The 3834-nt window shown below is 74.0% G+C and carries 6 protein-coding genes; all 6 read right to left on the reverse strand.

The genetic code is table 11. The annotated features are described in order from the left end of the window. Positions 1 to 115 precede the first annotated feature (115 nt). On the reverse strand, positions 116 to 1162 hold the full coding sequence (locus ACFP3V_RS31150) for an AAA family ATPase (RefSeq protein WP_380590989.1): 1047 nt from the start codon (positions 1160 to 1162) through the stop codon (positions 116 to 118). Beyond that, a complete protein-coding gene (locus tag ACFP3V_RS31155) occupies positions 1159 to 2043 on the reverse strand; it encodes a bifunctional DNA primase/polymerase (RefSeq protein ID WP_380590992.1) in 885 nt (294 codons plus the stop codon). Before ACFP3V_RS31155 ends, ACFP3V_RS31150 begins: the two co-directional genes overlap by 4 nt. A 93-nt stretch (positions 2044 to 2136) precedes the next feature. After that, positions 2137 to 2499, reverse strand: coding sequence for a hypothetical protein (locus tag ACFP3V_RS31160; RefSeq protein ID WP_380590995.1), 363 nt, complete (start codon positions 2497 to 2499; stop codon positions 2137 to 2139). Beyond that, positions 2496 to 3170 (reverse strand): XF1762 family protein, encoded by a 675-nt coding sequence (locus ACFP3V_RS31165; RefSeq protein WP_380590998.1) that lies wholly within the window; start codon positions 3168 to 3170, stop codon positions 2496 to 2498. Before ACFP3V_RS31165 ends, ACFP3V_RS31160 begins: the two co-directional genes overlap by 4 nt. After that, positions 3167 to 3442 carry a hypothetical protein gene (locus ACFP3V_RS31170; protein WP_380591001.1) on the reverse strand — a complete coding sequence of 92 codons (276 nt, stop codon included), beginning with the start codon at positions 3440 to 3442 and terminating at the stop codon, positions 3167 to 3169. Before ACFP3V_RS31170 ends, ACFP3V_RS31165 begins: the two co-directional genes overlap by 4 nt. Next, positions 3439 to 3657, reverse strand: coding sequence for a hypothetical protein (locus ACFP3V_RS31175; RefSeq protein ID WP_380591004.1), 219 nt, complete (start codon positions 3655 to 3657; stop codon positions 3439 to 3441). The genes ACFP3V_RS31170 and ACFP3V_RS31175 overlap by 4 nt, the downstream gene beginning before the upstream one ends. Between the last annotated feature and the right edge of the window lie 177 nt (positions 3658 to 3834).

Raw genomic sequence — 3834 nt, forward strand, 5'->3', positions numbered from 1 at the left:
TGAATCAGCCCCGCGGCTGATTCAGCCCTCCTGCGGAGGGGCAGCGTGTCCCAATGAGTCCCACAGCATCTGTGCAGCTCAGCGGGCTGATTGGAACATTGGGACAAAGGGACAGTCAGGACAGCGAGAGCTGGTCCGGCGGCGGGGCCGGTACCGAGAACACCCCCCGCGCGAGGGCGTTGAGTGCGCCGTCCTTGACCATCCGGGCGCAGGTTCGTCGGATCAGGTCGTAGTCCGCACCCGTGGCGTCCGCGATGGCCTTGGGGCCCTGCCCCGGGTTGCTCCGCAGGTACCGGAGGATCGTGGAGCGGGTGTCGGGTGCGGTGTGGTCGCTGGCTGGGCCCGGCAGGATCTCCCACGCTCCGGTCTGGGGGCGGAAGGACATGGCGTGCTCGGCTTCGTCCACGTCGCGGCCGGTGATGTGGAGCACTCCGTCCGCCTTGCCGCGTGAGCGCTTGAGCACGATGGTCGTGTCGGCTGCTCCGGCGAGGCCGTTGGTGCCGGAGACCTCGGCGAGGAAGTCGTCCGATCCGGCCTTGCGCACGTGGTGGATCAGCACCAGTGCCACCCCGAAGTGGTCGGCGATCCGCTTCACGTGGCCGACGGCGGCGTAGTCGGCGTCGTAGGCCGAGGCCCCGGGCGCGGCCTGGCCTCGGACCTTGGCGAAGACGTCGATGACGACCATGCGGGCGTCGGGGTGGTGGGTGAGCCATTCGGCGATGGCGTGGGCGCCGCCCTGCGGCAGCGGCGGGCACTCGGTGGTCAGGTGGAGCCCGGCCGGTGCCGGGCGGCCACCGAGCAGGACGCCCATGCGGTTCTGCAAGCGGCGGGCGGTGTCCTCCAGTGCGAGGTAGAGCACCGGCCCGGCCGTGGTCGGGATCGACCCCAGCGCCTTGCCGCCGGCCGCGACGGTGAGCCCGAGTCCCAGCGAGAGCCAGGACTTGCCCACCTTGGGTGGTCCGGCGATGAGGGTGACGCCCTCGGCGAGGATGCCGGGGACGGCCCATTTGGGGGCGGGGAACTGGGTGGCCATGAGCCGGTCGGCGGTCCACAGGCCCCGCAGCAGCGGTTGTGACGGGGCGTCAGCCTCTCCGCCGGGTACGACGTGCAGGCGCGGCCCTGGGCCCATCTGCGGCCCGTTGTCGGGGTGTTGGGTGGTCATGCGGCGACCGTCCTCGGGCGGCGGGCCCCGTAGGCGAGGCCGGAGCGGATGGTGGCGGCGGCCTTGCGGGGGTCGTGGCCCACGGTGGCGGCGGCGTCCATGAGCCACGCGGTGACGTCCTGCTCGGACAGTTCGCCTCCGGCGACGAGTTGGCCGAGGGCGGCGGCGGAGCGGGACAGGGCGTCGTTGTGGTGGTCCGGCGCGCGGGTGATGTGGGCCAACTGCCGTTCCACGGCCGCCTTGAGGTAGGCGGTGCGGCGGTCGGTGGCGTGCAGGGGGACGGCGACCGGCCGGGCCGGTGGCTGCGGCGGCGGGGTGAGCAGGTCGGCCAGCCAGCCGGGCAGCGGCGCGACCTCGGTGGCGGAGATGACGCGGTAGGTGCCCTTGGCGGTGGTGCTGCCGGGGCCGACGACCATCCCACCCGTGGCGCGGGTGTCGATCTTCCAGCCGAGGCGTCCGGCGGTGTTCCGCAGTTGCGGACCGTGCTCGGGGCGGCGGAAGTACAGGTGGGTGCCACCTGAGGCGGTGGCGACGGTGAACGTGTCGGCGGGGTAGGGCTGCCCGTGCCGCTCGGCGAGGGCGGCGAGCACGTCGGCTCCGTCCACGACGCCGGGCAGCGCCCACGACTCGGGGATGGCGTCGCCGGGCTTGGCGGTGTCCAGGTCCACGACGAGCAGCCGGGACGGGCCGGTGGCGATGCCGACGTTGTAGGGCTTGTGCTGCCACCAGGCGGTGACCTGGCCGGGGTCGCGGGTGGCCTGCTGGGGCCAGCCGCGCAGGGCCGGGGTCTTGCCGCCGGGGACCAGGGGGAAGACGTGCCAGCCGCGTCGGACGGCGGCCAGGGCGTAGGACAGCAGCGGAAGGCTGCCGGGGTGGGCCATAGTGGGGTGACTCCCGTCTGTCGGAAGGCGGATGGAGGAGGGCCGGAGGCGGCGGGCCTGCTTTGGTCGGTTGGCCGCCGCCTCCGGGCGAACTCACAGGTCGAACAGGGCGAAGCTGTCGGCCTGCTGCTGCTCGGCGCGGGCCTTGAGCGCGGCCCGCTGGGCGCGGCGGCGGGCGTCGTCCAGGCACGGCGGACACCACGCCATCAACTCGCTTGCCGTCATGGCGGCTTGGCGCTGAACGGGCCGGGCGAGCCCGGCGGGGTCCGCGGGGGCGGCGGCGAGGCGGATCGGGGCGGCGTGCTTGCTGGCGTAGCCGCCGTGCTCGTGTTCGCACCGGCCGTCAACGGCCTTGTGCCGGTGCCCACACTGGCCGGTGCACTGGCACCGGTTCGCAGCTGCGCGCAGGACGCCCTCCCACAAGGGAAGTGAGGCGATGGGGTGGTTGGTGGTCATGGCTTCCTTCCGCGGTGGCGTTGGCGGTAGGCGCGCTGGCGGCAGGCCGGGGTACAGAACGTGGGGGGCCTGCCAGTGGAAGGGGTGGGCAGCGGTTGGCCGCAGGGGCAGCGCTTGGCGCGGGGCATGCGGGCCGGGGTTTCGTTACGGGTTTCGTCACGCAGGTCCGGCAGCGGCGGTGCGCTGGCGGCGGTGATCTGCCACAGGGCTCGGGGGATGTTGTCGGTGCCCCGGGTGGTGCGGGGGCGGGAAGGGGCGTCCCAGCCCGGGCGTGGTGGCAGGCTGGCGACCTTGGTCCAGCCGGCCGCGCGCAGGCTCGCGCCGGTCTCGGGGCCTTGGGTGTAGGTGAGGGCGCGGCGGTAGCCGGCGGCGCGGGCGGTGCGCCACGCCGCCGCGTACAGGGCCGAGCAGGCGTTGCGGGTGCCGTCACTGGCCAGTCGGGTGACCTCGACGGTGAGGCCGTCATCGAGCGCGCGGGCGACGGGGCGGCCCACGATGGCCACGGCGACCAAGGTGCCGTCCGCGGTGACGGCACCGAGGCTGAACTTGTGGCCTTGCGGCGCGGCGTGGTGGCGGTGGTGAGCGTCCACGAACGCGCATGCCTGCTTGAAGGTGAGCGGCCGAACCTGCAACCGCGGGCCGCCGTTGCTGAGCGCCGCGGTGGCGGTCACGCGGCCCGCCGCAACTCGATGACCGGGGCGAGTCGCTCGGGTCCGGCGACCTTGGCCGGGGTCTGCTCGGACGGTCCGGGGTGGCTGCTGCCCGGGGGCGGGCTGGGCACGAACTCGATGCCGCCCTGCTCGCGCAGCCAGCGCTCGCGGGCGAGCATCCGCAGCACGGCTTCGCTCTCGCGCTTCTCCTTGGCCATGCGGACCGCGAGCGGCCCGGCGGCGAGGACCGCGGGGGCGGACAGGAGGATCACGGCGATGTCTCCGGCGTTCACTGGTTCTCGGTCCTCTCGGTGGTGGCGGTGTCGAGCAGGTTGGGCAGGGTGGAGCCGAGCACGGCGAGGCGGTGCTCGATGCCGCGCCAGGACTCGGCGTCGATGGACATCAGCGCCCCGAGGGCTTCGGGGAGGTGGCCGCGCTGGGCGGCGGTGAGGGCGTCGCGCAGGTGGGCGGCGGCCAGCGGCCGGACCGCGAGCGGATCAGCGGACATGGAGTCAACTCCGGTCAGTGGAAGGACGCGAGGGCGTGGGCGAGAGCACCGACGACGTGCGAGACGACGGGCGCGAGGCCGGTCGCGGCGGCGTAGAAGCCGAAGAGGAACGCGACGATCGAGCCGCCGGCGGGGGCCATCCGGGCCCGGACCATGAAGACCAGGGCGACGCCGAAC

The sequence above is a fragment of the Streptacidiphilus monticola genome (genome assembly GCF_042658505.1).
GTDB classification, from domain to species: Bacteria; Actinomycetota; Actinomycetes; order Streptomycetales; family Streptomycetaceae; genus Streptacidiphilus; species Streptacidiphilus monticola.